Genomic DNA, 26548 nt, shown 5'->3' on the forward strand with positions numbered 1-26548 from the left:
CGGGAGGGTTTGTTTTTTGCCCGGCCATGCGTCAGGCGAAGTAGACGCCGATTCTGTTGCCGTCGATGTCCTCGATGCGGATGTCGATGTCGTACACGTCGCGGAGCATGGCCTGCTGCATGATCTCCCGGGGGCTGCCCTGGTGGACCAGCCGGCCGTCCTTCATCGCCAGGATGGTGTCCGAGTAGCAGGATGCGAAGTTGATGTCGTGGACCACCAGGACGATCGTCTTCCCGAATTCGTCGGCCAGCCGGCGCAGGAGCCGCATCATCTCCACCGAGTGCTTCATGTCCAGGTTGTTCAGCGGCTCATCCAGGAGGAGGTACCGGGTGTCCTGGGCCAGCACCATGGCGATGAATGCGCGCTGGCGCTGGCCGCCGGAGAGCTCGTCCACGAACTTGTCCGCCAAGGGCGTCAGGTCCAGGTGGGCGATGGCCTCCTCGACCTTGGCGAGGTCCTCCACGGTGGGCCGCCCGCCGGAGTGGGGAAAGCGGCCAAAAGCCACAAGGTCCCGGACGGTCAGCCGCATGGTCAGGTGGTTCTCCTGCCGCAGGATGGCCATGGTCTTGGCCAGCTCCCGGCTGTCCGTGGAGGCGATGTCCAGTCCGGCCACGGAAACGGCCCCGGCCTCGAGCGGCTGCAGCCTGCTGATGAGCGAGAGCAGGGTGGACTTTCCCGCCCCGTTGGGACCGATGATGGAGGTGATGCCGCCCTGCGGGATAACGCAGCTGACGTCGTCGAGGACGGCCTGGCCGCCGTAGCTCTTGGAGACGTTGCGGACGTCGATCATGGCCGGGCTCCCAGGGTTACGGCCAGGCTTCCGGCGGCGGGAAGGGGGCAGGTCATTTCAGTGACCCTTTCAGGAGGAGGTAAAGGAACAGGATGCCGCCGGCGAATTCGATGACCACACTCAGGGCGGTGCCGAAACCGAACACCTTCTCCAGGAGCAACTGCCCGCCCACCAGGGCGACGGCGCCGATCAGCACCACGATGGGCAGCAGCCAGGCATGGCTGAAGCCGCGGCACAGCTGGTAGCCCAGGCTCACCACCAGCAGCCCGAAGAACGTCACGGGCCCAACCAGCGCGGTGGACACCGCCACCAGCAGCGAGCACCCCAGCAGGACCCGCATCACCACCTTCCGGTGGTTCACACCCACGTTGATGGCAACATCCCGGCCCAGTGCCAGAACATCCAGCGTGTGCCGGGCCCGCCAGACAAGGGCACAAACAACGGCAACCATGACCGCCGAGACGCCGAGCAGCGCAGGGTCCACATTGTTGAAACTTGCGAAGAACAGGTCCTGGAGGATGATGAATTCGCTCGGCTCCATCAGCCGCTGCAGCAGCGAGGACAGGCCGCGGAACAGGCTGCCCAGGATGACACCCACCAGCAGGAGCAGGTGCAGGGAGCGGGTGGCGCCGGTGAACATCCAGCGGTACAGCAGCGCACTGAACGCCACCATCAGCAGCACTTCGACGCCGAACTGCAGCGTGGGCGGGGCGGCCACCACCGCGGCGGCCCCGAGCGTGAACGCCATGGCCGTCTGCACCAGGATGTACAGCGAATCGAAGCCCATGATGGACGGCGTGAGGATGCGGTTGGCGGTGACGGTCTGGAACAGCAGCGTGGACACGCCCACGGCCACGGCCACCAGCAGCATGGCGGCCACCTTGATGGCGCGGCGCGGCAGGATGTAGCCCACGTTGCCCCTGAGTTCGAAGAACAGGAAGAGGCAGACGACGGCGGCAGTAGCCGCGAGCAGGATAGCCAGGACCACGCGGGGCGAGGCGTTCCGGATGGAGGCTTTGAGCTTCTGCGGCACCCCCGCGGCCTTCTCGGCAGCTGGCCTCTTGGCGGCCGGCAGCAGCGCTGTGTTCTCAGGCATTGCGTTTCCTCAGGATCAGGGCGAGGAAGAGGACAGCACCCAGCACGGACATCACCATTCCCACGGGGACCTCGTACGGGTAACGGATGGTCCGGCCGATGACGTCGCACACCAGCACGAACGCGGCTCCGAACACGGCGGTCCAGGGCACGGCGCGGCGGAGGTTGTCGCCGAAGATGAGGGACACGATGTTGGGGACCACCAGTCCGAGGAAGGGAACGGCGCCCACGGTGGTGACCACCACCGCCGAGATCAGCGAGACGATAATCAGTCCGAGCCGCATGGTCCGGCCGTAATTCAGGCCGAGGTTGGTGGTGAAGTCCTGGCCCATGCCGGCCACGGTAAACCGGTCGGCGGCGAGCATGCCCAGCAGCATCAGGGCGGCGACGATCCAGAGCAGTTCGTACCGGCCTCGGAGGACCCCGGAGAAATCCCCGATCATCCAGTTACTCAGGGTTTGCAGCAGGTCGTAGCGGTAGGCGAAGAACGTGGTGACCGCGGCGATGACTCCGCCCAGCATGATGCCCACCAGCGGAATGAGCAGGGTATTGCGGGCCGGCAGCCGCCGCAGGATGGCCAGGAAGAGCGCGGTCCCCAACAGTGCGAAGGCGCTGGCCACCAGCATCTTGACCAGAACCGGGGCCTGCGGGGCGAAGACAGTGACCGCCAGGATCCCCAGGGTGGCGGACTCAACGGTGCCCACCGTGGAGGGCTCCACGAAGCGGTTCCGGGCCATGAGCTGCATGATCAGGCCGGCGACGGCCACCGCCATCCCGGCGAGCAGCACTGCGAGGGTCCGTGGAACACGGGAAATCCAGAAGACCTCCACCGTTGCCGGGTCCCCCGCCAGGAGGGCCGGAAGCGAGACATCGCTGACGCCCACGAACATGCTGCCGGCCGCGAGGACAAGGACGGCAACTGCGGCCGCAGCCAGGCCTGCACTGTGGCGGGCCCGGCTGCGTGTTACCGGCGCAAGGGAGCGCACGGCGGTGGCGGTCATGGGAGCTGGAGCTTAGCTGGCGGCGTTAGGCCACGGAGTCGGCGACGGCGTCAACCATGGCTTTGACGTTGTTCAGGCCGTAACCCACGATGTACCAGCCGGCAGGGTCAAGGTTGATGACCTTGTTGTTCTTGGCGGCATTGGTGGACTGGACGAGTTCGTTGTCGAGGATCGGGTTGGCGGCGGAGCCTTCGGTACCTACCGCGGTGTCGCGGTTGATCACATACAGGATGTCCGGGTTGGCCTGCTTGATGTATTCAAAGGAGACTGCCTCACCGTGGCTGCCGTCAACCTTGACGTCAGCGGCCGTGGGCACGCCCAGGACGTCATGGATGATGCCGAAGCGCGAGCCGGCGCCGTAAGCGGTCACTTCGCCGCCGGAGGTCAGGACGATGAGGCCCTTGCCTGCAGTGGCGGCCTTGGCCTTGGTCTCGGAGATGGTGGCATCTACAGCGGCGAGCTTTTCTTCCACTTCCGCTGACTTGTCAAAGATGGTGCCGAGCTTCTCGGTCTGGGCCTTGAAGCTCTCCAGCGGCTGGGCCGCGTCAATGGACAGGTCGATGGTGGGGGCGATCTTGCTCAGTTCCTCATAGGCACCCGCCGTGCGGCCGGAGATGATGATGAGGTCCGGGTCACCGGCACTGACGGCCTCGAAGTCGGGCTCCTTCAAGGAACCGATCTTGGTGTACTTCGCGTCAGCATACTTGCTGAGCGCCTCCGGGTAGGCGGCTTCCGGCACGCCCGCGGGCTCGACGCCCAGTGCGTCCAGTGTGTCCAGTACGCCGAGGTCGAACGTGAAGACCTTCTCCGGGTTGACGGGGACGTTGACGGTGCTGCCCTGGGCGTGCTCAACGGTGATGGCGGTTGCTTCGTCAGCGGGAGTCGCCGTCGCGCTTCCTCCGCAGGCGGTGACGGTCAAAAGCGCCGCTCCCGCCGCAAGTGCCCCCAAATAGCTCGACAGCTTCTTCTTCACGTTTTTCTCCGCTCGGCTAATACATCACAACTTCGTTTCCTAATAATCCAGAGCCTATAAGTAAGGGAAGGCTAACTTCAAAACGGGAGTGGCAGTAATCCGTCATAAGTGGGAGAGGTCACACAGAACGACGCCGGCACTCAGGTGAGTGCCGGCGTCGTCATTGCGGACGCGTTGGTAAGAATGCCGCAGGAGGTGATGGGGCGTTGGGATAAAAGCAGCAGGAGGTGATGGCGCGTCTCTTGCCGCAGTCAGGCGGGGGTGGTGGCTACCTCAGCCTGCCGCTCCTCCACCAGCGTGGAGACGGCGTTAAACAGCGGGTGCCCCGGCTCCAGGCCGGTGATCCGGGCCGTTGCATCCGCCGGGCTGGCCGAGGCGAGGATTCCGGCCAGCTCTGTTGCCTCGGTATCGGCGGGATCGGTAAACCGCAGGGCACCGGCGATAGCGCCGAGGAGCGCCTCCGGCACCACGCCTCGCTCGGCGAGTTCGGCCGCCGGCCCGATAAACCGCTCGTGCCGGCTCAGCTTACGCAGCGGGGCGCGCCCCACCCGGTTCACGGTGTCCGGCAGGTAGGGGTTGGAGAACCGGACCAGGATCTTCTGGACGTAGGCTTCCTGCTCGTCGTTGCTGAAGCCGTGCTTTGCCACCAGGAGCTGCTTGGTTTCTTCCAGCACCGCCCGGACATCCTCGGCCACATCCTGGTCCGCCATGGCGTCGGAGATCTTCTCCAGGCCTGCCTCATACCCGAAGTATGCGGCCGACGCGTGGCCGGTGTTCACCGTGAACAGCTTCCGCTCGATGTACGGCGAGAGGTCGTCCACAAAGGTGGCACCCGGGATCCCGGGGGCGGCACCGGCAAAAGCCGTCCGGTCGATGACCCATTCATAGAACGTCTCCACTGTGACGTCCAGGCCCTGGCCGGCCTCCTGGTTGGGAACGATGCGGTCCACGGCCGTGTTGGCGAACACTGCCTTGCCGTCCAACGCCGCGGCGGCAGCCCCCGGCTGGGAGGCCACCTCCTTGGCCAGGATGTCCGTTGCGTTAATGGCGTTCTCGCAGGCCATGACCTGCAGCGGGGCCAGCCCGGCCTCCCTCGCGGCGATGCCCCTGGCGATGACGGGCGCCACGAACTTGAGGATGTGCGGCCCCACCGCTGTGGTGACGATGTCCGCCGTCGCGATCTCCGCGACGAGCTCAGCTTCCTGGGTGTTCGAATTCAAGGCCCGGAAGTTGTTCACGGTCCGCACCGCGGGGTTCTCCCCCACTTCGTGCACGGCGTAGCTGTCCGCCTTGGCGAGCTGGTTGATGAGCTCCTCGGCGACGTCGGCGAACACCACCTCATAGCCGGCGTTGTGCAGGAGCAGTCCAACAAAGCCGCGGCCGATGTTTCCTGCGCCGAAATGTACTGCCTTCACTATGCGTTGACCTTTCCGAAAAGCTCCAGGACCTCGTCCTCGGACGTTGCGGCTTCCAGCCGGGCAACCTGTTCCTTGTTCGTGAAGACCTTCGCGATGGAGGACAGGATGTGCAGGTGTTCGTTGTTGATGCCGGCGACGCCCACTACGAACTTGACCTGCTTGCCGTTCCAGTCGATGCCCTCGGGATAGCGGATCACGGACACCGCGGACTTCCGGATGTGGTCCTTTGCGGCGTTGGTGCCGTGCGGGATCGCGAGGAAGCTGCCCATGTAGGTGGACACCGACTGCTCGCGCTCGTGCATGGCGCGCACGTAGTCCTCGTCCACCGCGCCGCGGGCCAGCAGGAGCCGGCCGGCTTCATCGATGGCGGCGTCACGGGTGGTGGCTGTTCCGCGGAGCACGACGCTCTCCCGGGCCAGGATTTCGGCGGTTCCGCCCGCTGACGGTTCGGTGTCAGGTGTCCCGGCGGCGGTGCCGGCGGCAACTGCGCCTGCTGCTGTGCCGGTTGCCGGTCCGCTGGCGGATGCCCCGCCGGGCGTTCCCGCACCAGCGTCCTGGCCTTCGGTTGCCACGGTGCCCCCGGTGTTGCTCTCCCGGACCAGTTCAACGATCTCTTCGTAGCGCGGGCTGCTCATGAAGTTGTCAACGGAGTAGTGGACCGCACTGGCCGTGGCCGGCTTTGCGCGCTCGGTCAGGTCCTGGTGGGTCACCACAACGTCGTAGTCGTCCTTGAGGTTGGCGATGGAAGCATTGGTGACCTTCACGTCAGGGAACCCGGCGGCCTTGATCTTGTTCCGCAGCACCGAGGCACCCATGGCACTCGAGCCCATGCCGGCGTCGCACGCGAACACAATATTCTGTACCGGACCGGCCAGGACACCCACTCCGCCGCCGCCGGCAGCCGCACCTGCGCCCGTCAGGGTGGAGGACACGGAGCTCTTCTTGCCCTTCATCTGTTCCATCCTGGAGGTGGCAGCGTTCAGGTCGCCCTCATCGCTGTGGCGGGTGGTCTTCATGATGACCGAGGCCACCAGGAAGGACACGGCCGTGGCCAGCAGGACCGCGAGGATGACGCCGACGTAGCTGTCGCGTGAGGTCTGGGCCAGAACGGCGATGATGGACCCTGGAGCAGCCGGAGCAACCAGGCCGGCATTGGTGATGGCCAGCGTGGCGATGCCCGTCATGCCGCCAGCGATGGCAGCAAGGATCAGCAGCGGGCGCATCAGTACGTACGGGAAGTAGATCTCGTGGATGCCGCCGAAAAAGTGGATGATGGCGGCACCGGGAGCCGAAGCCTTGGCTGCGCCGCGGCCAAAGAACATGTAGGCGAGCAGGATGCCCAGGCCAGGACCCGGGTTTGCCTCAAGCAGGAACAGGATGGACTTGCCCTGCTCCAGGGACTGCTGCACGCCCAGCGGTGTGAGCACGCCGTGGTTGATGGCGTTGTTCAGGAAGAGGACCTTGGCAGGTTCGATGAAGATGCTGGTCAGGGGCAGCAGGCCGTTGTTGACCAGGAACTGGACCACGTTGCCCGCGCCGGTACTGAAGGCGGTAACCAGCGGCGAGATGCCGTAGAAACCGAGCAGTGCCAGGAGTGCGCCCCAGATGCCCGCAGAGAAGTTGTTGACCAGCATCTCGAAGCCGGGGCGGATTTTGCCGTCCCAAAGGGCGTCGATCTTCTTCATTGTCCAGCCGCCCAGTGGGCCCATGATCATGGCGCCGATGAACATGGGAATGCCGGCACCCACAATCACGCCCATGGTGCCGATGGCGCCCACCACGCCGCCGCGGACGTCGTAGACCATCCTGCCGCCGGTGTAGGCGATCAGGAGGGGCAGCAGGTAGGTGATCATCGGTCCAACGAGGCCCGTGTTCGGCACCCCGTTTGTCTCGCCGAAGCCGCCCAACTGGGGAACAGGCAGCCAGCCCTTTTCAATGAAGAGGGCGGTGATGATGCCCCAGGCGATGAAGGCGCCGATGTTGGGCATGATCATTCCGGACAGGAACGTCCCGAATTTCTGGACGCCAACCCGCATGCTGGTGCGGGGTTTTGCAACTGTCTCTGTTGCCATGTGCTTTCCTAACCGTCATTCCCGCTGCTCCGCAGGATGGTCCGATACTTACGACGACGTACTGGTGGAACTGGGTGGCGCTTTTCAGCCGGCCGGGCTGGTGGAGATGCGGTGAAGCCATTCGAGGAAGAGTTTGAGTTCCGAGCTGGAGAGCTGGTCTGAGTGCGAGGCCTGAAGTGCGGCGTTCAGGGCGATCGCTGCCACCACCACCGAGGATTTTCCGGCGTCGCCCGGAGCCGCGCCGCTGGCGGGCTCGGCGGACACCGCGAAGATCATGGCGTCCCGGGTCATGGTGGACAGTTCGAGGTTCCGGTCGGAGGCGGGTTCCGCAATCAGCATCAGCGTCACGCCCACGTTCGCGGCCAGGATGGACCTGGCCGCCTCCCTGGGCTGGACGTTCAGCTGGCCCGCCACCGCTGCCTTGTTCAGCATCTCCTCCATGAGCGCCTCGGCATCGGCAACGATGGCGGGGCGGCTCTCCGGGCGGATATTGCCGAACATCACCAGGTACAACTCCGGCTGCTTGAGCCCGAACTGCACGTGGTTGTCCCACATTCTCCGGATATCCTCGAGCGGCTGTCCGGAGGGGGCGAAGTCCCGTTCGCCCGCAACATATTCTTCAAACCCTGCGGCCACGACGGCGTCGAACAGACCTTCCTTGTCACCGAAGTGGTGGTACAGGGTGGGAGCCGTCACCCCCGCCAGCTGCGTGATCTGGCGGGTGGAGACGGGTGCTCCGGAAGAATTCGCCAGCAGTTCTGCCGCTGCACGGAGCAACCGCATTTTGGGGGGAAGCTGGCCATCCAAACTCATAACCGCTACCCTAGCACCTATAGCATTGCTATATGAACTGAATCACATACAATTTTTTTCAGGCACGTTTCCCGCTTCCGGACGTAGCAGTCCTCCGGCGGACCGGCATGGCGCCGGGCAATATCGGCGGGCCTGGCAACCGGCAGAGAATGAGGACCTTCAGTGCAGAACTTCCCAGGAGTAGGCGTCAGTCCAGGCCGCGTTATCGGCACCGTCCGGCAGATGCCCAAACCCATCAGCGAACCTCCGGCCGGCGAACAGCTGGCAGCAGGCACTACCGCGGAGGAAGCTACTGCAGCCCTGAAGGCCGCCTCCCAGGCCGTGCACGACGAGCTCAAGGCACGGGCCGCCCACGCCATCGGTGACGGCAAGGCTGTACTGGAAGCCACGGCGCTGATGGCCAAGGACACCATGCTGATCAAGGGTGCCGCCAAGCTCATTGCCCGCGGCGTTTCGGGCGAGCGCGCCATCTGGGAGTCCGGCTCCTCCGTCTCGGAAATGCTGCACAACCTGGGCGGCTACATGGCCGAGCGCGCCACCGACGTCCTGGACGTCCGCGCGCGTATCGTCGCAGCGCTGCGCGGAGTTCCCGCACCCGGTATCCCCGCATCCAGCACGCCCTTCGTCCTGGTGGCCGAGGACCTGGCCCCGGCCGATACCGCCACACTGGACCCGGACAAGGTCCTGGCCCTTGTCACCGCTGGCGGCGGCCCGCAGTCCCACACTGCCATCATCGCCCGCTCCCTCGGCCTTCCCGCCGTCGTCGCCGCCGTGGGCGTGGACGAACTTCCGGACGGCACCGAAGTGTATGTGGACGGCGCCGCCGGCAGCATCACGTCCACGCCTGATGAATCCCTGCGGGCAGCAGCGGAGGCATGGGCGGCCACTGCTTCCCTGCTGGCCGAGTTCAGTGGAACGGGCGCGACGGCGGACGGCCACCTGGTGCCGCTGCTCGCCAACGTGGGCGGCGGCAAGGACGCCGAGGCGGCCGCAAAGCTGGGCGCCCAGGGCGTGGGCCTGTTCCGCACCGAGTTCTGCTTCCTGGAGCGGGATACCGAACCCTCCGTGGAAGAGCAGGCCGCGGCCTACAAGGGCGTTTTTGATGCTTTCCCGGGCAAAAAAGTGGTCCTGCGCACGCTCGACGCCGGCGCCGACAAGCCGCTTCCGTTCCTGACCGACTCCACCGAGCCCAATCCAGCCCTGGGCGTTCGCGGCTACCGCACGGACTTCACCACACCCGGCGTCCTGGACCGCCAGCTGGAAGCCATCGCGCTGGCAGAGAAGCAGTCCGAAGCGGACGTGTGGGTCATGGCCCCCATGATCTCGACGGCGGAAGAGGCTGCCCGGTTTGCCTCCATGTGCGCGGATGCCGGCATCAAGACCCCCGGCGTGATGGTGGAGGTTCCCTCCGCTGCCCTCACAGCGGAAGCCATCCTCCGTGAAGTGGGCTTTGCGAGCCTCGGCACCAATGACCTCACCCAGTACGCCATGGCCGCCGACCGCCAACTTGGCCCGCTCGCCAACCTCAACACGCCCTGGCAGCCAGCCGTCCTGCGCCTGGTGGGGCTGACAGTGGAGGGGTCACGTGCCGAGGGCAGCAACAAACCCGTAGGCGTCTGCGGCGAGGCAGCCGCGGACCCGGCGCTCGCCGTCGTACTGACCGGCCTGGGTGTGAGCACGCTGTCCATGACGGCCCGGTCCCTCGCTGCCGTTGCAGCGGTGTTGAAGACGGTAACGCTCGAGGAGGCGCAACAGCTGGCCAAGCTTGCCCTATCCGCCCCCAGCGCCACCGAGGCGCGGGCGTGGGTACGGGAAAAGCTGCCCGTGCTGGAGGAACTGGGGCTCTGATGCTGCCGGCCCCCGCCCTGCCGGCGGGGGCCTCTGTCAGGCCGTGACGCCGAACCCGTTGGCGGCCCGGACCCAGCCGCTGATGGCCTGGGCAGCGATTTCCGGCGCAGTGTGCTGGAAGACGTGGCCCTGGCCCAGGATCTCGGCCATCGTTCCCTGCGGAGCCACCCTTGCAAGGTTCACGCACCAGGGCCGGCGGGCGATGGGGTCCTTGGTGCCGCGGAGCACCAGCACGGGCTGGCTGACCGCGGCCAGCCGTTCTTCCAGGGGGTATTCCATCATCACCGGCAGTTCCGTCAGGTACCAGCGCGGGCCGGCCCGGAAGTAGTCGGTGAAGACGATGGCGTTGGACGTCAGGGACTCGCTGAACATAGCGTCGCGCGTCAGTGCCATCGCCTGACTGGCCACTGACTTCCGGCTGGCCTCCACCACCGGCCCCATCAGCACGGCGCCGGCTACCCGCCCAGGTTCCCGCAGAGCCAGTTCCACCGCGAACTGGGCGCCCATCGAGTGGCCCACCGGCACGTAATTGTCGACTCCGGCTTCCGCCAGGACGCTGCCCACGAACGCCGCGAACTCTTCAACCTGCAGCTGGCGCCCGGGATTTGACGACTTCCCGAAGCCGGGCAGGTCGAAGGAGTACACGTCCGCTTCTTTTGCCAGTTCCTGATGCAGCCGGGCCAGGTAGCGGTGGGAGACGCCGATGCCGTGCAACAACACATAGGCAGGCCTCGCTCCAGTCTCCGCCGGATGGACGGAGGAGTAGAGCGTTCCCTGCAAACCGCCGGATTCAACGTCCCTGCCACCACTCAATGCCATCAAGCGAGCATACCGCCGGAGCGCGGGGCGCACCGGTAGGGTGGGCCCATGGCACTGATTGCTCCCAGAATGGCCGGCGCGCTCCCGCCGGAGGAGGCCGTGAAGCTCCAGCAGGCTCTGGCCGGCAGCGACGACATCACCGTTTTTGTGGACGGCACCGTCCACCGCCTGCCGCCCCTGGCGAGAGACGCCGTCGTTGACCTCCTTCAGCGGTTCAGCCGCGGCGAAGCGGTGACCGTGAGCAGCGTGGAGGAAATGCTGACCACGTCAAAGGCTGCAGAACTGGCGGGAATTTCACACACCTACCTGCGCAACATGACGGACCGCGGCGAGATCCCAGTGGAGTACCGCGGCAGCCACCGGCGGATCCCCCTGGCGGCCATTATGGCGTGGCTCGAGGGGCAGAAAAAGGACCGGCAGAAAAAGGCGGCTGAGGAGCAGGCCTAGATTCGAGGCCGAAGAGCCCAGCGGCGCATCTTGAGGGCAGCATGGAGTTCGAGTCGGGGCAGCCCCTTCAGCGGATCCACCCCCAGCAGCTGGCGGATCCTGCCCAGCCGGTTGTAGATGCTGCTGCGGTGCAGGTGGAGTTTTACGGCCACGTCCTGGACGGAGCCGTCGTTGTCGTAGAGCAGCTCCAGGACAGGGATCAGTTCGCCGTTGCGGTCGTGGTCCTCAAGCCTGCGGAAGTAAACGGACCCGGAGTCAGCCCAGGCTCCCGCCCCTCCCCCGGCCGAGGCCAGCAGCTGATAGACACCGGTGGAGCGGCAGTCCACCAGTTCCCCGAGCTGCGGGTCCACGGCAGCGGCCTGCGCGGCCACTTTTGCTTGCCGGTAGGCCTCGGCGAGCTCTCGTGGCCTGGCAAACCCTTCGCTGAGCCCCAGGATGATGCGGTGGACCGGCCGGCCGGAGCGCTTGGCCAGCTCCAGCTGGTAGTGGACCAGGACCTGCGCGTGGTTTGCCCTCCCGGAAGACTCGCGGAACAGCACCACCGAGTGTGTTTCCGTCCCGGCACTGAAGAGGGCCGCGTCCACGCCGATCGTGGCCTGAAGCGCTGCCGAACGGTGGATCAGGGTTGAAGCGATGGGATCGGGACCGCCCGCCCACCCGTCGGCGTCGAGCACTGTGACCATCTGCCAAGGCCCCCGGCCCTGGACTTCCTTCCACCCGGCCACGGCCGCCACCGCATTTGCTTCCCCTGCACACGCAGCCAGGAATTCCCGCTCACGCCCCCGCCGGAACTCGGATTCGGCGGTGTTCGAATCCAGCAACAGCCCGGAGAGCATTTCGAGCTCGTTGGTGACAGAGGGCAACTGGGTGAGGATCGCTGCCGGATTCTCCTCTACGGATTCCTGCTGCACCCAGAGGTACCCCACGCGGAAACCTCGGACCATCAGCGGGACGCAAACACGGCCCAACATTCCAAGGTGCGGATTTGCGGGAACCACCACCGGCCGCACTGCTGTCGCGATGCCGTGGGACAGCTGCCAGGCGCTCACATCCGCCGGCACCTTCTTGCTGAGCAGGAAGTTCACCCGCACGCGGTCGGCATGGGACTGGTTGGAGCTGTAAGCCAGCAGCACGCCGTCGAGGTCTTCCAGCGACAGGCCTCGGCCCAGTTTTTGCGCCACCTGCTCAACCAGTTGCTCCACGCCCTGCTGCATGGGCCAACACTACTTCTTTTGCGGCCTCCGGGCCGAACGAACACGAGGCGACACCTGACGCTTGCCAACTCAACAAATGTCGAGGGCGCCAAGGCGAAAACCGCGGGATTACGGCATTTAGCCGCAGTCCCACCGGCGGCATGCTGTCGGCTGGCTCACAAAGCGGACTTATCGTGGAAGCACGCAATCCTTTCCGCACTTTCCGGCCCACCGGCCGAGAACCTGGAGCCCACGATGATCATCGGTGTCCCCAAAGAAATCAAAAACAACGAATTCCGGGTGGCCATCACCGCTGCCGGCGTCCACGAGTTCCGTACCCACGGCCACACCGTTCTGGTGGAGCGCGGGGCAGGATTGGGCTCCGGCATCACGGACGAGGAATACGCCATTGCCGGCGCCGAGATCGTCAACGAAGCCGATGACGTCTGGGCCCGCGCGGACATGGTCATGAAGGTCAAGGAACCGATTAAGGCCGAGTACCACCGCTTCCGCAAGGACCTGATTCTCTTCACCTACCTCCACCTCGCCGCTGAGCCCGAACTCACCCGCGAGCTCATCAACTCCGGCGTCACGGCCATCGCGTACGAAACCGTTCAGGAAGGCCGCACCCTCCCGCTGCTGGCCCCCATGTCCGAGGTAGCCGGCCGGCTTTCCGTTCAGGTGGGAGCCGCTTCCCTCATGGCCCCCGCCGGCGGCAAAGGGGTGCTGCTGGGCGGTGTCCCGGGCGTCCGGCCTGCCAAGGTGGTTGTCCTGGGCGCGGGCGTTGCCGGAACCAACGCGGCCGCCATGGCCCTGGGCCTGGGCGCCGACGTCACCATCATGGACATCAACATTAACCGGCTGCGCGATCTGGATGCCCAGTACCAGGGCCGGCTGAAGACGGTGGCATCAAACTCCTACGAGATCGAAAAGTCGGTGGTGGACGCTGACCTGGTGATCGGCTCCGTGCTGATCCCGGGCGCCAAGGCCCCCAAGCTCGTGACCAATGATCTGGTGGCCCGCATGAAGCCCGGCTCGGTCCTGGTGGACATTGCGGTGGACCAGGGCGGCTGCTTCGAGGACACCCACCCCACCACGCACCAGGAACCCACCTACAAGGTCCACAACACGATCTTCTACTGCGTGGCCAACATGCCCGGCGCTGTCCCCAACACCTCCACCTACGCCCTGACCAACGTGACCCTGCGGTACGCCGTCTCGCTGGCCAACCTGGGGGTCAAGGCCGCCTTCGACCGCGACCCCGCCCTCGCAGCCGGCCTGAACATCGCCGCCGGCCACGTTGCGCACCACTCCGTGTCCGAGGCGCACGACCTGCCCCTCGTAGCGGATTGGCACGAACTGGTTTCTGCGTAACACTGCTCTGTCGCCGTCGGAACGGCAGTCATCCAACGCGTTCCGACTCATGGGGCCACGCCAGCAGGGTTCCCTGGCCGAGCCTGCGAGGTTAGGGTGCTGGTGGGGAGCACGCTGCCGGATGTCTGTCGTCCAGCATTTACGATTAAGACCTCGCCGAGGCCAGTTCCCTTGCTTGTTCTATAAGTTTGAGGACTTCCACCGGTCCGGCCGGGTCTACCGGGAGGGGCAGGGCTGAGGTGGCGCCGCCGTCGAGGATCTTGTCCGCCAGGAGCCGGTAGAACTCCGGGTAGGCGCCCCGCTCGGTGGGCAGGGCATCCAGGTGGCCGTCGCGGCCCAGGAGCCCTGCCCACTCCGGCGCTTCCTCGCCGTACTCCGCGTCCAGGGGGCTGCCGCCCGCCACAATGTAGGGTTCCTGCGGGTCCACGCCGTTCTTGGTAAATCCGCCTACGGAACCGAGGACGCGGAACCGCGGGCCCTGCTGGGCGCAGAGCATGTTCATGCTGAGGTGGCTCAATACTCCCGCCTCGTGCCGCAGCACCAGGAACACGTCGTCATCTGCGCGTTCATCGGCACGCCGGGCCTTCAGCTCGGCATGGACCACGGTGGCGGGACCAAACAGCAGGAGCGCCTGGTCGATCAGGTGGCTGCCGAGGTCGAACAGGACGCCCCCGCCGTCAGCAGCAGTCGCGTGCGCCTTCCAGGCCTTGGCTATGGCGGGTGACCACCGCTCGAACCGCGACTCAAACCTGGTCACCTTACCCACGGCGTCCGCCGCCAGGAGCTTCCGGAGCGTCAGGAAGTCGCCGTCCCACCGCCGGTTCTGGAATACCGTCAGCACCCGGCCCAGTTGCTGCGCGAGGGCAACCAGCTCCTGCCCTTCCCCGCTGGTCACCGCGAACGGCTTGTCCACCACCACGTCCAGCCCGGCCTCCAACGCTGCCTTGGCAAGCGGGTAGTGCGTAGCCGGCGGGGTGCCCAGCACCACGAGGTCAAGGTCAGCAGCGCGCGCAAGGACAGCATCGCCGTCGTGCACTGTCCTCACGCCCGGATAGCGGGCCGTGGCCGCTTTCTGCCGCTCCAGGTTGGACGTGGCGATGACATCCAGCGAGTAGCGTCCGTCCGTCCCGATCAGGGGGGCGTGGAAGACGCTGCCGGACAGGCCATAGCCGACGACGGCCGTACGGATGGTGCGTGAAGCGGCGGAGTCAGTCATAGGGCTACGGTACCCCGCACGCCGTGCGCAGGACTCCCCTGGCTCGAAGGGGAGGGAGCGCCTGGGGCATGCGGCGAAGGCCGGCATCCCCTGATGTTCCAGGAGATGCCGGCCTCGACGGCTATTCAGTTAGCGCCCGTCAGGATGGACTGTTACTTCTTTTCCCAGCCGAGGGTGGTCCAGTCCGGAACCTGGGACAGGCTCTGGAACAGGGACGGGCCGTAGTTGGCCAGGCCAGTGCGAACGAAGGAGATCTGTGGACCGTTCATCACCACCCCCATGGAGTAGTACTTCGCCATGTGCTCCTTCTCAACTTCCATGGCTGCCTTGTTGCGCTCGGCGTTGTCCTCGATGGTCGCCAGGTCCGCGATCTTCTTGTCCAGCTCGGCGTCGCCCAGCTGGTTCTCGTTGGTCTTGGAATCGTAGTACTGCTTGACGGCGGACGTGGCGTCCGCACCAACCGTGTAGCCCGAGACGCTCATGTCGAATTCGCGCGCGCCCAGGACCTTGCCAAAATCGGCGGAGGCGCGCTGGTCGATCCCAACATCCATGCCGCCGGCCTGGAGCTGCTTCTGCAGCGTTTGGGTGAAGGCGAGGGTGGTGGGATCGTCACCGAAGTTGCTGATCTTGAAGGCGGCAGGCTTGCCGTCCTTCTCCATGATGCCGTTGGCATTCGCGGTGTAGCCGGCGTCCGTCAGTACCTTCTTGGCGGCGTCCGGACCGGTCTCCTTCACGGGGTAGTTGTCCTGGTAGTAATCGGAGAACGGCAGCAGCATCATGGAGCCGGAGCTGGGCTCTTCCCAGTTCAGGCCGTTGAAGCGCACCTTGCGGAGGGCCTCACGGTCCACTGCCGCGAAGATCGCCTTGCGGACTGCCACGTCGGTGATGCGCTGGGCATTGAGGTTCAGGCCGCCGGCGAACAGGCGCTGACCGCGGCGGACCTCGGAGTTGGTGGCGCCTTCGAGCTGCTTGTAAAGGGAGATGGTGTTGGCTGACACGCCGTCAATCTCACCGTTCTTGAAAGCCGCGATCTGTGCGCTGGCCTCCAGCTGGCGGAACACCACGTTCGCCAGGACCGGCTTGTTGCCCCACCACTTCTCGTTGGGCACCATGGTCACGGTCTTGGCTGCAGAGTCGTACTGGTCCAGCTTGAACGGGCCGGCCATCCACTCCGGGTGCAGCTCGCCGTTGAACCCCTCGTTAAAGATCTGGGGGCTGTTCACGGCAGGGTGGATCAGGCCAAAGAAGAGGTCCTCCAGCGGGTACACCGGCCGGCTGGTTTTGACGATGACTTCCTTGTCGCTGCTGCCGGCCTCAACGGATTCAATAAACCCATACGATCCGGAGGTGACGATGTCGTAACCGGCATCCGGGCTCTTCAGAATGTTCCAGGTGTTCTGGAACGCTTTGACGTCGATGGGTGTGCCGTCGTTGTAGGTGGCTTTCTCATTCACCTTGATGGTGATGGTTTGCTTACCATCCGTGACTTCGCTCTTGACCTCCTCGCAGAAGTCCTTATTGGGCGTTGCCTTGCCCTCGAAGTCGACCTTCCAGCAGCCGCCGATGCCGCCGCTGCCTACCCCCACCGGATTCATCGGAACCATCATCGCGGAGTTGTCTGCGCTGTTGCCATTGTTGGAGAAGCCGTTGAAGTCCGGGCCGATGTTGCCCAGCGGAAGGGTGACCTTGCCGCCCTGTTCAAGATCGGCGGCGGGCTTTTCGTTGATGCTGATGAGCTTGGACAGGTCACTGCCTGCCTCCTGGCCCTTTGCCGTTTCCGGCCCCGTGGCCCCGCCACCTCCGCCGCCGCAGGCGGTCAGCGCCAGAGCCGCAGCAATGGCTGCCGCTCCGCCGATCTTGTTCAGATTCCTCATGGTGTTCCCTTCGTTGTTGCTGGTGGTGATGCTGGTGATGGGTCGAAAAAACCTAGGGTGCATGGTGGTCCGCCGAATCGTGGACTACCAGCATGTCTTCGTCCAGTTCCCCGTCCGGGAAAAAGCAGGCGAAGCGTTGGTCCAGGGCCGGCAGCGGGTGCGCGGCCAGGGCCTGGGCCGCTGCCGAGGGTGCCACCGGTTCCAGCGGAGGTTCCAGGGTGAGGCACTTTTCCTGTTTCGTCGCTGGCAGGGCCGCGAAGACGGGGCAGCGGGTGGCGAAGTTGCAGCCCTTGGGGGCGTCCAGCGGTGAGGGCAGGTCGCCGCGCAGGATGATCCGCTCCCTGGTCCGCTCCACCTGCGGGTCCGGCACCGGGATGGCCGAGAGAAGGGCCCGGGTGTAAGGGTGGCGGGGATTATCGAACACGCGGTCCACTTCACCGACCTCCACGATTTTGCCCAGGTACATCACCGCCACGCGGTTCGAGATGTGCCGGACCACGGAAAGGTCGTGCGCCACCATCAGGTAGCTCAGGCCCAGCTCGGCGCGGAGCTTGTCGAGGAGGTTGATCACCCCGGCCTGGACGGAAACATCAAGGGCAGAAACAGGCTCATCCAGGACCACCAGTTTTGGATTCACGGCAAGGGCGCGCGCAATGCCAACGCGCTGGCGCTGTCCTCCCGAAAACTGGTTGGGGAAGCGGTTGACGTGGTCCGGCTGCAGGCCCACCAGCCTCATCAGTTCCATGATGCGCTTTTTGATGGCCTGCTTGTCCATGCCCGCGTTCTGAAGTGGTTCGGCGAGCACCTCGTACACCGTGAACCGCGGATCCAACGCGCCGGTGGGATCCTGGAAAACCATCTGGAGCTCGCGGCGCATCGCGGCTTTCGTCCTGGCATCAGCCGCCTGCTTGTTGCTGATGCCGCCAATCACCACCTCGCCGTCCTGGTCCTTGTGGAACTCCATGATTTCCAGCAGGGTGGTGGTCTTTCCGGAACCGGACTCGCCCACGATCGAGAAGCACTCGCCCTCGCGGATGTCGAAGCTGACACCGTCCACGGCTTTGACGGTGCCGATCCTGCGCTTGAGCAGTGCGCCTTTGGTCAGGGGGAAGTGCTTGCGCACGTCCTTGAGCTGCAGGACAGTTGAACGCCCCCCGCGTGGAATGGCATCAAAACGGGACACTGGCACCGGCGGAGCGGAGAAGACGTCATGGACGTCCACTTCGCCGCCCAAGGCCCCGGACTTGATGCAGGCGGCACGGTGAAGGGCGCTTCCGGCTACCGGCGCCAGCGCAGGTTCCCCGTCCAGGCATGCGTCGGAGGCCAACGGGCACCGGGGCGCAAACGAGCAGCCGGTGGGCGTGTGGATGAGGTTGGGCGGCATGCCCTCGATAGGAATCAGGGACGACTTCTGCGCAACGTCCACGCGCGGCACGGCTCCGAGCAGGCCCATAGTGTAGGGCATCCGCGGGTTGTAGTAGATGTCATCCACCGCCCCTGTCTCCACGGGCTTGCCGGCGTACATCACCATAATGTCGTCCGCCATCCCGGCCACCACGCCCAGGTCATGGGTGATCATTACGACGGCGGCACCCGTCTCCTCCCGCGCAGTATGCAGCACCTCCAGCACCTGGGCCTGGATGGTGACGTCCAGCGCCGTCGTCGGCTCATCAGCGATGAGGACGCGCGGGTTGTTCGCAATCGCGATGGCGATCATGACGCGCTGGCGCATGCCGCCCGAGAACTCATGCGGGAAGGCCTTCAGCCTGTCCTTTGGGCTGGGAATGCCCACCATGGCCAGAAGTTCGACGGCGCGCGCTTCTTTTGCCTGCTTGCTCATCGTGGGGTTGTGGATGGTAAGTGCCTCCACGATCTGGGTGCCCACCGTGTACACCGGCGTGAGGGACGACAGCGGGTCCTGGAAGACCATGGCCAAATCGTTGCCGCGGAACTGGCACATGGCTTTGTCACTGAGGCCCAGCAACTCCTTGCCCTTGAGCCTGACGGACCCGGAAATTTCCGCTGTGGTGGGCAGGAGTCCCATGATGGCCAAAGACGTTACGGATTTGCCGGAACCCGATTCGCCCACGATGCCCAAAGTCTTCCCGGGCAGGAGGTCGAAATCAACGCCCCGGACTGCGTGCACCACGCCGTTCTCGGTGTTGAAGCGCACGTTCAGGTTCCGGACGGACAAAACTGCGTCCGTGGGGGCCTGCAGGCCGGCGACGTGCAGGCGTTCCACTGCTGGCTGGGGCTGTTCGGCGGCAATTTCGCTGCTCATGAGGACTTCCCCTTAACACGGGTTTTCAGGGCACTGCGTTTTTTGGCGCTGCCGCTGGAGCTGGAGCTGGGGTCGAAGGCGTCACGCAGTCCGTCATTCATCATGGCCAGCGAGCCCGTGAGCAGGAACATCACCGTCAACGGCACCCAGAACATCCAGGGAAAGGTCTGTACCTGCGACGTCGCGCCGCCAATGAGGACGCCCAGGCTGACGTCCGGAACTTTGATGCCGATGCCAATGAAGGAGAAGGCTACCTCCGCAAGGATGGCCCCGGTAACGCCGCGGGTGATGTCCAGGACCAGCAGGGACCCGATGTTGGGAACCAGGTGCCGCCAGACAACGCGGCGCGGCGGGACCCCCATGTACTGGGCGGCCTTGACGTAGTCCCGCTGCATCAGGGACATGGACAAAGACCGGATCAGCCGGGCGGTGCCCATCCAGCTGAAGACCAGCAGCACGATGATCAGCAGCAGCCAGGAGGGCAGGTCCCGCTTCAGGCCTTCGCCTCCGCCGCTGGTGGCAACCGCCACCACCAGCAGTGCGGGCATCATGATGAGCGCCTCAAGGATGAAGAGCATCACCTTGTCCACCTTGCCGCCGAAGTAGGCCATGGTGCAGCCGTAGACGGCGGCAATGAAGACTGAGACGAGACCCACGATCAGGCCGATCAGGATGGAGATCCTGGTGCCTTCCACCGTCATGGCGTAGAGGTCGATGCCTGCCTGGGATGTTCCGAGGTAGTGCTCGGCCGAGGGAGGCATGCCGATGTTGAATGGATCGATGGTCTCCTTGTCCCACTCGGTGAAGTAGCCGCCCACGAAGGAGAAGGCGGTCAGGGCCAGGAAGATGGCGAGGCCCGCCACCGCCGTCTTATTGCGCATGAAGCGACGGAAGATGATGGTGTTCTTACCGATGATGACGTCGGCGTTTTCCAGGTGGGCGTCCTGTGCGACGGCGGCCGGATCAACGGCGTTGAGGTTGGTCATGGCTACTGCACCCGCACTCTCGGATCAACAAGCGTGGTGGCGAAGTCCGCCAGGATGGCCCCCAGTGCGAATATAACGGAACCGTAGGCCAGCGTGGCAGTGGCGGCGTTCACGTCCTGGAGCGAGATGGCGTCAATGCTCCAGGAGCCTACACCCGGCCAGGCGAAGATCTTCTCAGCGAAGAAGCCGCCCGCAAAAATGGCCGGGATGGTAAAGGCAATGCTTTGGGCCACCGGAATGAATGAGACCCGCAGCGCATGCCGGGAGATCGCCTGATTACGGGTAAGCCCCTTGGCGCGGGCGGTCCGGACAAAGTCGGCGTTGACGTTGTCCAGGAGGTACTGGCGCTGGGCAATCTGGTAGGACCCCCAACCCACCAGCGTGATGGCGATGGTCGGAACGGCATAGTGCGCCACCATGTCCACGAACTGTGCCCAGCCCGGCTCCATGCCGGGTGTGGAGATGCCGGTGACGAAGAAGATGCGCTCCCCCACCGTTTCATTGATGTTGATGGCGCCCAACTGCACCAGGAAGTACGCGATGGGGGCAGGCACGATGTAGGCAAGGTAGCTGTACGACGTGATGACACGGTCCTGGAACCTGTACTGCCGCGCTGCCGAATAGACCCCGAGTGCCACACCGATGACGAGCGTCAGGATGATGGACGCCAGGAAGAGCCGGGTGGAGATCCAAACCCGGTCACCGAACTCGGCGTTGATGAAGGCACCGTTCGGGCTGCGGCCCCAATCCCAGCGGGTGACGATGGCGGTGAGCCATTCCACGTAACGCTCCCATGGGCTCAGGTCCGGGTCCAGGCCTTTGAGGCGCATCGAGTTGGCCACCTGCTCCGGGGTGGGCCGGGGAATCCGTTCCTGTTCAAGCAGCGCGGGCTTGAGGGAACTGACCGCCAGGAAATATCCTGCCGAAGTGGTCAGGAAGATCATAAAAACGTAAGTGATGCCGCGCTTTGCGAGGTACCTGAGCATGGCGCTAGTTCTGCTTCGCCGCCGACAGCTGGACGGTAAAACCCCGCGGTGTCAGCAGGCAGGCCAGGCTGTTGGGCAAATCAACATTCACGTGCTGGATCCTTCCGTTATCCCCGGCTAGCGGGAGTTGTGCCGCTTCACCGGGTCCTCTGCCAGCGGAGAGCCGGCTCCCGCAGCCTTTGCAGGCATGGCCCTTTGTAGACTATGTCGCGGGTCACATTCCAGAGGAAACTATCACAAGCCGCTACCCGATACGGGCTCGTTGTGTCCAAACCCACCTGCCCGTATCAGATTGTTATGAATAATTCTGTAAATCTGGTTTGACTGGATGCCCTAAACGCGTTCGCCGTGACCTATTCCGCGGTGACAACCCGTGTAACAAGCTCCCTCCAGGATGCACTGAGCCGGCCCTTCTCCACGCCATGCACGCGGACCAGGTTCAGGAGCCGGTCCGGAGCCAACGTAGCCCCCAGGGAACGCGCCATCAGCCAGGGGTCCGCCGCGAAGCCCTCCTCGGTAAGCAGCATCTCGATATGGCGATACCAGAGGGCCGCAGCGGGAACTTCGGAGCGGCCCCGGGAAGCGTTCTCTGCGGCAAGCGCCAGGTCACCGAATTCCATAACGTAGGCAATCCGTTCACTACCGAAAGCAATGAGGCGGTCCAGTCCCGGCGCGCCCGGGCCCAGAGGCGGCGGACCGAACATAAAACGCGCCTGGAAGGCAGCCTCGGATTCACTAAGGAGGGTAAGCATGAGCCCGGCGCGGCTGCCAAAGCGGCGGAATACAGTGCCTTTGCCTACCCCGGCATGCTCGGCGAGCCGGTCCATGGTGAGCCCTTCCGCCCCGCATTCCCCGATCAGGTCGCGGGCAGCCTCGAGCAGGCGCTCCCGGTTCCGTGCGGCGTCGCTGCGCTCCACGGTTTCGCCCGGCGAGAGTCGGGGGCGCATTGGGATGAAGCTCACATTCCACATTCTAGACCCCGGGAATAAGAAGCGGACCGTAGTCCGTTTAGATGGGGTGAAGGCGCTGACACGCCTCAGTTGTTACCGACCGGCGGCCCCTCCCGCCGCCTCTACCCCAAGGAGTTCCCATGACCAAGAGCACCGTACTCACCCTCGTCGGCAGCCTCCGCGCCGAGTCCACCAACCAGAAGCTGGCAGAAGCAATCCAGCTGAACGCGCCGGAGCAGGTGGACGTTGTCATCCACGAAAACCTGGGAAACATCCCCTTCTACAACGAGGACATTGACGTCGAGGGCCAGGTTCCCGCGGCCGCTGCCGCCCTGCGGGCCGCAGCCAATGACGCCGACACGCTTCTCCTGGTCACCCCCGAGCACAACGGCACCGTGCCCGCAGCGCTGAAGAATGCCATCGACTGGCTGTCCCGTCCCTTCGGCGCCGGCGCCCTCGCCGGCAAGCCAACCGCCGTCGTCGGCACTGCCTTCGGACAGTACGGCGGAGTCTGGGCCCAGGACGAGGCGCGCAAGGCAGCAGGAATTGCCGGGGCCCAGATCCTCGAGGACGTCAAGCTCGCAGTGCCGGGTTCCATGGTCCGGTTCGCTGAACTCCACCCGAAGGACGACGCAGAGGTCGTGGAGCAGATCAGGGGCGTGTTCGATGCCCTCACAGCTGCCCAGCCTGCCGCATAGGCAGCATTCCGCGTAACCAGCCTTTAGCGGTGCCCGGCGCAGGATTGCGTCGGGCACCGCTGCGTTTAATGCCGCACATCGTCCTGCTGACGGGGCGGCCACGCCTGCTCTGGCTGTGGCATTGAATCGTTGCTAGCGTGACGGAATGACCCCCTCGAAGGCCCCGGCCGAGATCCTCGACATCACCGGCGCTGAGGTCCGCATCTCAAGCCCGGACAAGATGGTGTTCCCCGAGCCCGGGGTCACGAAGCTGGACCTGGTGCGCTACTACCTCTCGGTCGCGGATGGCGCGTTGCGCGGCGCCGGCGGGCGGCCCATGGTGCTTAAGCGTTTCCCGAAGGGCATCGACGCCGAACCGTTCTTCCAGAAGCGCGTGCCCGGGAACCACCCTGATTTCATCGACACCGCCACTCTTCACTACGCCTCCGGCACCTCGGCCGAGGAAGCCGTTATCCGGGATGCCGCCGGCCTGGCCTGGGTGGTGAATCTTGGCTGCCTCGACCTCAACCCCCACCCCGTTCGGGCGGAGGACCTGGAGCACCCTGATGAGCTGCGGGTGGACCTCGATCCGATGCCGGGGGTCGACTGGTCGCAGATTGTGGATGTCGCATATGTGGCACGGGAGGTGCTCGAGGACATGGGGCTGGTCGGCTGGCCGAAGACAAGCGGCTCCCGCGGACTCCACATTTTGGTGCGCATCGCACCGCAATGGTCCTATCGCGACGTCCGGCTCGCCGCCGAGGCACTTGCGCGTGAAGTCGAGAACCGCGCCCCAGGCCTCGCCACCGCCCGGTGGTGGAAGGAGGAGCGCGGCGAGAGTGTGTTCGTCGACTTCAACCAGAATGCCAAGGACAGAACCGTGGCATCCGCTTATTCGGTCCGTGCGCTCCCCGATGCCCGGGTCTCTACGCCGCTTTCATGGAACGAAGTGCGCTCCGCCCGTCCCGATCAATTCACGGTGCGCACTGTGCCCGGACGCTTCGCGGACGTGGGGGACCCCCATGCCGGGATCGACGAGGCCGCGGGCAAGCTGGATGGCCTCCTCGCCCTGGCAACCGAACTGGGCCCCGCGGAGAAGGCGCCCCGCAGCGGTGACGGCTCCGGCCGCCGGCAGTCAGTGATGCCGCTCATCGAGGTGGCCCGCACCAAAACCAAACCCGAGGCACTCGCGGCCCTCGATGAGTGGAAGTCCCGGCATGCGCACCTCATCCCTGCCCTGCATCCCGCGGACGTGCTCGTGGACGGGATGCGCGGATCAAGCTCGCTCTGGTACCGGGTGCGGGTGAACCTGCAGCACATTCCCGATGCTGAACGTCCCGCGCAGGAGGAACTCCTCGTGGACTATGACCCCTGGGCGGGCAAGGATTGGCCGGGGCGCCCCGAATCCTGACTCCGGTCGCGTGCACCCCGCCGTGCCGCCGTGACCAACTCTTGTCCCAACCGGTACCTCAAGGACATTCTTTGGCGGACGGGCCAGCCGTAACGTTAATCCACGGACGTACCGGGACGGGATTGCGGTGCAGGGATGGCAAAAAGGCCGATGGCTGGAAGGCGGCTGGCGGGGCTGCGCGCTGTGACGGCGGCATCCGCATTGGCGCTTCCACTGTGGGCCGCCGCCTGCGTCGCCCCGCCCGTTCAGGAAACACCGCCTTCCCCGGCGCCCTCCGCTGGTGCCGGCGCCACCCCCACCCCGGCAACCACCCCTACTGTCCCCGGCCCGCCGCCGCAGGTCCTGCCCCCGGCGGGAACAGCGGTCACGTCCCCGCCCCCGGCGACCCAGAGTGGCACCCCCGCGGCCCCGGCCGTAACCGCACCAGGCGACACTTCCCCAGCGTCACCCGCGCCGGAAGTAACGGCGTCGGAGGCCCCCCTTCCTTCCGCTCCGGCTGTGTCAGGCAGGGCGGCAGGACTGCAGACGGTGACGGCCTACTACGTGCTGGTGGACGACGGCGGCAGCAATGGTGTGCGTTTCGGCTGCAACGACAGCCTGGTGGGGGTAGCCCACAGCAGTTCCGCCGGAGACGACACGCTCGCTGCTGCCGTGCGCGCGCTGCTGGATTCGCAGGCTGAGGCAGAACAGCCACAGCCGGCACCGGAGGTCTACAACGCACTCTCAGGTTCGGACCTGAAGTTTCTGTCGGGAAGCTTCGACGGCACAACCGTCACGGTGTACCTCGCCGGGTCGCTCAGCATGGGAGGGGTCTGCGACGTCCCGCGGGTGGAAGCGCAACTGACCCATACTGCGGTTACGGCGGTGGGGGCAATCCGTGCGGAAATCTATGTCAACGGGCTGACCCTTGCTGAGGCCCTGCGGCTTGACTGACCGCTTGACCCACCGCAGAAGCCCCCGTGCATAATTACTCAACGGGTGTTGCCTAGGCAGCAACACTCGGTTGTATCCTGTTTGATGTGAGCCACGAGACACTCGACGCCGCAGCACGGACGCTGCCTGCCGAAGCCATTGATGCCATCGAACGGGCGGCGACATCCGCCCACCGCCATGAGGAACTTTTCTCAGAGCGCGCAGCCAATATCCGGCAGTCCGCTGTCAGGGATGTCTTCGACATTTCACTGCGCCCCGGGCTGGTTTCCCTTGCAGGTGGAAGCCCCTACCTCCAGTCCCTCCCCCTTGACCGGCTTGCGGCCACCGCGGCAGCGATCATTGCTGAGGACGGCTTAACGGCCCTGCAGTACGGCAGCGGCCAAGGCACGGAGGAGCTTCGCGCCCAGATCTGCGAGGTGATGGCGGCCGAGGGCATAGAGGACGCGCTGCCGCGGAATGTGGTCATTACGGCCGGGTCGCAGTCGGCGCAGGACGTCGCCACCAAGGTCTTCTGCAATCCCGGTGACGTGGTGCTGGTGGAAGACCCTACGTATGTGGGCGCCCTGAATGCCTTCGAGTCGTACCAGGTTGAGGTTGAAACGGTGGAGATGGACAGGGAGGGCCTTGTTCCGGATCTCCTTGAGGCAAAGATCGCGGCCCTGCAGCTGGCCGGCAAGAGCGTGAAGTTCCTGTACACCATTCCGAACTTCAACAATCCCTCCGGAATCACCCTCGCCCGGGAGCGGCGGCAGCAGATCGTGAATATATGCCGTAACGCGAATATCCTAATCCTTGAGGACAACCCTTACGGACTCCTGCGTTTCGATGGTGAGCCGCTGCCACCGCTGCGCGCCGGCAATCCAGCGGACGTCATCTATACGGGGTCCTTCTCGAAGATCTTCGCCCCCGGGCTTCGTATCGGCTGGGCCCTTGTGCCCGAACACCTGCAGCGCCGCTACTACCTGGCAGCGGAAGCTGTGACCCTGTGCCCTCCCGCGCTTAACCAGATGCTGGTATCCGCTTATCTGCGCGACTTTGACTGGCGGGGCCAGATCGAAACGTACCGCGGGCTGTATGCGGAGCGGTGCCGCGCCATGCTCGCCGCCCTTGAGGCCCATATGCCGGCCGGCACCAGTTGGACCAGCCCGCAGGGCGGGTTCTTCGTCTGGGTGACCCTGCCCGAAGGTGTGGACACCTATCCGTTGCTGCAAAAGGCGATCGACGCCGGCGTGGTGTTTATCCCCGGAGCCGCCTTCACGCCGTCAGACGAGCCGTCCAACAAGCTGCGCCTGGCATACAGCGCCGTGCCGCCGGAAGCCATCACCGAAGGCGTTCGGCGCCTGGCGCCGGTACTGCAGGAAGCCATCGCGGAGCTGTAGCCTTGGGCTCAC

General features: G+C 65.2%; 22 protein-coding genes. 7 read left to right on the forward strand and 15 right to left on the reverse strand.

Translation table 11 applies throughout. The features are described 5' to 3' along the window. Positions 1 to 31 precede the first annotated feature (31 nt). The 7 genes from M1E07_RS19555 to M1E07_RS19585 all read right to left on the reverse strand — a co-directional run bounded on the left by M1E07_RS19555 (position 32) and on the right by M1E07_RS19585 (position 8162). Positions 32 to 790 (reverse strand): iron ABC transporter ATP-binding protein, encoded by a 759-nt coding sequence (locus tag M1E07_RS19555; RefSeq protein ID WP_461188258.1) that lies wholly within the window; start codon positions 788 to 790, stop codon positions 32 to 34. Positions 791 to 842: 52 nt separating this feature from the next. Then, positions 843 to 1886: an iron chelate uptake ABC transporter family permease subunit gene (locus M1E07_RS19560; RefSeq protein ID WP_461188259.1), complete on the reverse strand. Its 1044-nt coding sequence runs from the start codon at positions 1884 to 1886 to the stop codon at positions 843 to 845. Continuing rightward, positions 1879 to 2886 (reverse strand): ABC transporter permease, encoded by a 1008-nt coding sequence (locus tag M1E07_RS19565; RefSeq protein ID WP_461188260.1) that lies wholly within the window; start codon positions 2884 to 2886, stop codon positions 1879 to 1881. The genes M1E07_RS19560 and M1E07_RS19565 overlap by 8 nt, the downstream gene beginning before the upstream one ends. Before the next feature lie 25 nt (positions 2887 to 2911). After that, on the reverse strand, positions 2912 to 3859 hold the full coding sequence (locus M1E07_RS19570) for a siderophore ABC transporter substrate-binding protein (protein WP_461188261.1): 948 nt from the start codon (positions 3857 to 3859) through the stop codon (positions 2912 to 2914). Between the two features lie 251 nt (positions 3860 to 4110). Beyond that, positions 4111 to 5274 carry a mannitol-1-phosphate 5-dehydrogenase gene (locus M1E07_RS19575; RefSeq protein ID WP_461188262.1) on the reverse strand — a complete coding sequence of 388 codons (1164 nt, stop codon included), beginning with the start codon at positions 5272 to 5274 and terminating at the stop codon, positions 4111 to 4113. Then, on the reverse strand, positions 5274 to 7349 hold the full coding sequence (locus tag M1E07_RS19580) for a PTS mannitol transporter subunit IICBA (RefSeq protein WP_461188263.1): 2076 nt from the start codon (positions 7347 to 7349) through the stop codon (positions 5274 to 5276). Before M1E07_RS19580 ends, M1E07_RS19575 begins: the two co-directional genes overlap by 1 nt. Before the next feature lie 84 nt (positions 7350 to 7433). Beyond that, entirely contained in the window at positions 7434 to 8162 is a 729-nt protein-coding gene (locus M1E07_RS19585) for a TetR/AcrR family transcriptional regulator (protein ID WP_461188264.1), read from the reverse strand. 162 nt (positions 8163 to 8324) lie between these two features. Here M1E07_RS19585 and ptsP point away from each other — a divergent pair, with 162 nt between their 5' ends. Then, positions 8325 to 10010 carry a phosphoenolpyruvate--protein phosphotransferase gene (gene ptsP, locus M1E07_RS19590; protein WP_461188265.1) on the forward strand — a complete coding sequence of 562 codons (1686 nt, stop codon included), beginning with the start codon at positions 8325 to 8327 and terminating at the stop codon, positions 10008 to 10010. Positions 10011 to 10046: 36 nt separating this feature from the next. Here ptsP and M1E07_RS19595 read toward each other — a convergent pair whose 3' ends face one another. Next, positions 10047 to 10829: an alpha/beta fold hydrolase gene (locus tag M1E07_RS19595; protein WP_461188266.1), complete on the reverse strand. Its 783-nt coding sequence runs from the start codon at positions 10827 to 10829 to the stop codon at positions 10047 to 10049. 48 nt (positions 10830 to 10877) lie between these two features. Here M1E07_RS19595 and M1E07_RS19600 point away from each other — a divergent pair, with 48 nt between their 5' ends. Further along, positions 10878 to 11276: a helix-turn-helix domain-containing protein gene (locus tag M1E07_RS19600; protein WP_461188267.1), complete on the forward strand. Its 399-nt coding sequence runs from the start codon at positions 10878 to 10880 to the stop codon at positions 11274 to 11276. Here M1E07_RS19600 and M1E07_RS19605 read toward each other — a convergent pair. Then, positions 11273 to 12490 (reverse strand): PucR family transcriptional regulator, encoded by a 1218-nt coding sequence (locus M1E07_RS19605; RefSeq protein WP_461188268.1) that lies wholly within the window; start codon positions 12488 to 12490, stop codon positions 11273 to 11275. The genes M1E07_RS19600 and M1E07_RS19605 overlap by 4 nt on opposite strands. Positions 12491 to 12724: 234 nt before the next feature. Here M1E07_RS19605 and ald point away from each other — a divergent pair, with 234 nt between their 5' ends. Beyond that, entirely contained in the window at positions 12725 to 13843 is a 1119-nt protein-coding gene (gene ald, locus M1E07_RS19610; protein WP_461188269.1) for an alanine dehydrogenase, read from the forward strand. 145 nt (positions 13844 to 13988) lie between these two features. On the opposite strand, the gene M1E07_RS19615 is transcribed toward ald, so the two are convergent. The 6 genes from M1E07_RS19615 to M1E07_RS19640 form a co-directional block, all read right to left on the reverse strand. After that, a complete protein-coding gene (locus tag M1E07_RS19615) occupies positions 13989 to 15059 on the reverse strand; it encodes a Gfo/Idh/MocA family protein (protein ID WP_461188270.1) in 1071 nt (356 codons plus the stop codon). Between the two features lie 152 nt (positions 15060 to 15211). Next, positions 15212 to 16933, reverse strand: coding sequence for an ABC transporter family substrate-binding protein (locus tag M1E07_RS19620; RefSeq protein ID WP_461188271.1), 1722 nt, complete (start codon positions 16931 to 16933; stop codon positions 15212 to 15214). 52 nt (positions 16934 to 16985) lie between these two features. Next, positions 16986 to 19214, reverse strand: a complete 2229-nt coding sequence (locus tag M1E07_RS19625) for a dipeptide ABC transporter ATP-binding protein (protein WP_461188272.1) — start codon at positions 19212 to 19214, stop codon at positions 16986 to 16988. Next, the gene (locus M1E07_RS19630; RefSeq protein WP_461188273.1) at positions 19211 to 20200 is read right to left on the reverse strand and encodes an ABC transporter permease; all 990 of its coding nucleotides are present in this window, start codon (positions 20198 to 20200) and stop codon (positions 19211 to 19213) included. Before M1E07_RS19630 ends, M1E07_RS19625 begins: the two co-directional genes overlap by 4 nt. 2 nt (positions 20201 to 20202) lie before the next feature. Next, positions 20203 to 21186 carry an ABC transporter permease gene (locus M1E07_RS19635; RefSeq protein WP_461188274.1) on the reverse strand — a complete coding sequence of 328 codons (984 nt, stop codon included), beginning with the start codon at positions 21184 to 21186 and terminating at the stop codon, positions 20203 to 20205. Positions 21187 to 21539: 353 nt separating this feature from the next. Next, positions 21540 to 22148 (reverse strand): TetR/AcrR family transcriptional regulator, encoded by a 609-nt coding sequence (locus tag M1E07_RS19640; RefSeq protein WP_461188275.1) that lies wholly within the window; start codon positions 22146 to 22148, stop codon positions 21540 to 21542. 128 nt (positions 22149 to 22276) lie between these two features. Here M1E07_RS19640 and M1E07_RS19645 point away from each other — a divergent pair, with 128 nt between their 5' ends. From M1E07_RS19645 to M1E07_RS19660, 4 genes are all read left to right on the forward strand, one after another. After that, positions 22277 to 22834 carry an NAD(P)H-dependent oxidoreductase gene (locus M1E07_RS19645; protein WP_461188276.1) on the forward strand — a complete coding sequence of 186 codons (558 nt, stop codon included), beginning with the start codon at positions 22277 to 22279 and terminating at the stop codon, positions 22832 to 22834. Positions 22835 to 22979: 145 nt separating this feature from the next. Further along, complete coding sequence (gene ligD, locus M1E07_RS19650) at positions 22980 to 24224, forward strand: non-homologous end-joining DNA ligase (RefSeq protein WP_461188277.1); 1245 nt, start codon at positions 22980 to 22982, stop codon at positions 24222 to 24224. A gap of 135 nt (positions 24225 to 24359) precedes the next feature. Next, positions 24360 to 25157, forward strand: a complete 798-nt coding sequence (locus tag M1E07_RS19655) for a GerMN domain-containing protein (protein ID WP_461188278.1) — start codon at positions 24360 to 24362, stop codon at positions 25155 to 25157. Between the two features lie 86 nt (positions 25158 to 25243). After that, a complete protein-coding gene (locus M1E07_RS19660; RefSeq protein WP_461188279.1) occupies positions 25244 to 26536 on the forward strand; it encodes an aminotransferase-like domain-containing protein in 1293 nt (430 codons plus the stop codon). Positions 26537 to 26548 lie beyond the last annotated feature (12 nt).

The sequence above is a fragment of the Arthrobacter sp. Z4-13 genome (assembly GCF_054792705.1).